Origin of the sequence: Bacillus sp. AP50 (genome assembly GCF_040492675.1) — a bacterium.
In the GTDB taxonomy this organism is placed as follows: Bacteria; Bacillota; Bacilli; order Bacillales; family Bacillaceae_G; genus Bacillus_A; species Bacillus_A cereus.
The window spans coordinates 1-2,503 of record NZ_JBEUTW010000677.1 but is presented as its reverse complement, the minus strand read 5'-3'; the positions used below and the strand labels follow the sequence as shown (position 1 = coordinate 2,503).

Sequence of the window (2,503 nt, the reverse complement as noted above, 5' to 3'; positions counted from 1 at the left end):
ATCCAATCCCATCTCCTTGTTGGGTATTTACCCCTTCAATAGAGAGTGGTGTTACCTGCTTAGAGTCCATATCCAAAATGAAATAACTTTCAATTGAATTTTCACTTGTTTTTTCATCGTTAGATAAGCTTACATAGACTATTTTGTTACCTACAATTTTAGGAGCTAAAACATTATTTTGTGGAACTACATATTTGTTTATATTTTTATTTTTCAAGCTATATGTGCTTATGGTAGTTTGTTTTTCAGTAGAGTTAGTATAGACTAATTTATCTTCATTCATATGAAGTGCAGTACTAGCTGTATCATAAGATTGTACAGTGTCTATTTTCGTTTTTGTATTGGTTTCTAGGTCATAGAGAATAATATCTGCATTTTTTTGACCTTCATTAATTTCCATCCATGATACATAATGGTTATAAAGATAAGGTTCTATAATTTCATTTGTTTTATGGATTTGATTTTCCTTATCATTACTTAAATTTTTTGCGTATAGAATGGTTTTTGATCCAATAGCATTGGTATCCATCCATAATAACCATTTTTCATTGGCATGTACCCCTTGTATATTTGCCTCGCTACCCATTTTCGAATGAAATATAGTCTCTTCTGTTTGATTAGAGAAATTATATGCAAGAAGTTTATTAGGTAGACGTTCTTTAGTATTATCAGAAACAGGTAAGTACATTTTGTTATTGGATGTAGATGCCATGTAATAGTTTTCATAATCCAATTTTAATTCTGTATAGGTACTATTAAGCTCTTTTTCTTTTATATTTGATTTGTTTTGACTGCAAGATACAAGTATACCTAGACATAGAATAAACAATAATATTTTAAAATTTCTCAATATACTAATGTTGGATTGCCACCTGTTGCACTTAGAACGGCTTTTCCTACTCCTTTTCCATTCTCGTCTACTTTCTCCTCATATACACCACCTAAGGATTTTCCATCTTTATCTAATTTGTGATTAGGATCGACAATTTGCATTGTTCTATCTGCACCATGATAGCCATTAATTACTATAAAATGCCTATAGTTCTTTTCTGCTCTTTTATAACGTTCCATGTGTTGTGTATTTGTCAGCACAATCGGTACATTCGTTCCATCTGATAATTTGTTTTTTACTAATACTTCTAGTTCCCTAATGCTACTAGGGCTCATAGCTCCATAGGTACTATCAGCAAAATCATAATTGTCTTTGTATGCATTTAATCCCCAAGCCAAATTAAGAGAATTTGTTCCTTGGTTAGTTGTTAACATTAAAGAAGCAAGAAGTTCTTCAGTTGGTATTGGAAATGATGATCCACTATCTGATTTGTGGAAAGTCAGAACACTGCGTGCTGATGCTGGTCCGCAATAAAACCAATCACTTTGTTTAAAATGTGTAACAGGTCGAAAATAGCTTTCAGATGGTGGTCGCATTCTGTTTATCTTATTTTTTTGATTTTCTTGTTCCCAAGCTTTCCTAGCTTTTTCCTTTCCGATTTCAAGGATTTTTTTTCCTTCTTCAGGATCTAATGATGGTGGTTTTGATGTGACAACAGTTTTTTTGTCTTGACTAGAATCAATGTTTTCATCCGCAAAACTGACAGTAGAAGGAAGTAAAAGACTCATTGCTAAAACACTCATGCTTACCCCTTTAATAATAGGTTTCATATCGCATCTCCTTAATTCATAATCTTATAACATTTTAGAATAAATGGTATATTATAGCAATTGAATTCCTTAAATATGCATAATTGCATATTTGAGGAATATAAAGAACTGACCCCTATTTATGAGGTCAGTTTACATTATCAAAATCTTATATATTTACTTTGATAATTCTTTAGAGATACGTTGTATATCTGCTTTAATTTTAGTTTTTTCTTGAACAGTTAAAGCATTAAATTTTTGTTTCTCTGCACTAGGATCAAAAGGCTTCACCGGTGGAGGTGGTGGATCTTGGGGATTCGGAAGCAATTTGTTATCCCATAAAATAACCCCATATGCTCTACCTGCTTCATCATTTTCTTGATCAAAATAATTATCAGCCCATCCTTTTAATTCCTCGCTATACCAGATTTGGTAAGCTCCTTCAATATCAGCTAATAGTTCAATTGGTATTGTTCCAGCTCTTGCTACATAACCAAAGTGAATATTTCCTAAGTCTTCACCTTTCATCAAGTAGCCATTGTAAATGAACTGTTTTTTTCTTCCGAATTTTGTTTTATAATCCCATTCACCACCAGGCTTTACTTTTTCGGCAAATGCCAATCCAACACTCCAAGGATAAGTGCCTTCTTCTTTAGCCTCTTCAGCAGCATAAGCCATAATTAAGGCATTTCTCTTTAAAATGTAAGAGAAACTTGAAGTCATTTCATTTGATGGGATTGTTTGAGCAGATGCAAAGCCACCTTCGGATAAAGAAATAGAAAATAATAAACAAAAAATAAGTAATGTTTTCTTCCACATATTTATGGACCTCCCTTTTTAGTAGTCTATATATTTATAATTC

General features: G+C 32.2%; 2 protein-coding genes and 1 pseudogene. All 3 read right to left on the bottom strand.

Going from position 1 to position 2,503, the window contains the following annotated elements:
- Positions 1-712: pseudogene (locus ABWK52_RS28315) on the bottom strand (hypothetical protein); the annotation flags it as partial.
- 134 nt (positions 713-846) lie between these two features.
- Positions 847-1,662: a C39 family peptidase gene (locus ABWK52_RS28310; protein ID WP_086400824.1), complete on the bottom strand. Its 816-nt coding sequence runs from the start codon at positions 1,660-1,662 to the stop codon at positions 847-849.
- Between the two features lie 156 nt (positions 1,663-1,818).
- Entirely contained in the window at positions 1,819-2,460 is a 642-nt protein-coding gene (locus ABWK52_RS28305; RefSeq protein ID WP_086400825.1) for a polymorphic toxin type 44 domain-containing protein, read from the bottom strand.
- Positions 2,461-2,503: the final 43 nt, after the last annotated feature.

What these genes read in the sequence shown, in the direction of transcription:
- ABWK52_RS28310 (WP_086400824.1), bottom strand. Translation starts at nt 1,662, where the DNA reads ATGAAACCTATTATTAAAGGGGTAAGCATGAGTGTTTTAGCAATGAGT.
- ABWK52_RS28305 (WP_086400825.1), bottom strand. Translation starts at nt 2,460, where the DNA reads ATGTGGAAGAAAACATTACTTATTTTTTGTTTATTATTTTCTATTTCT.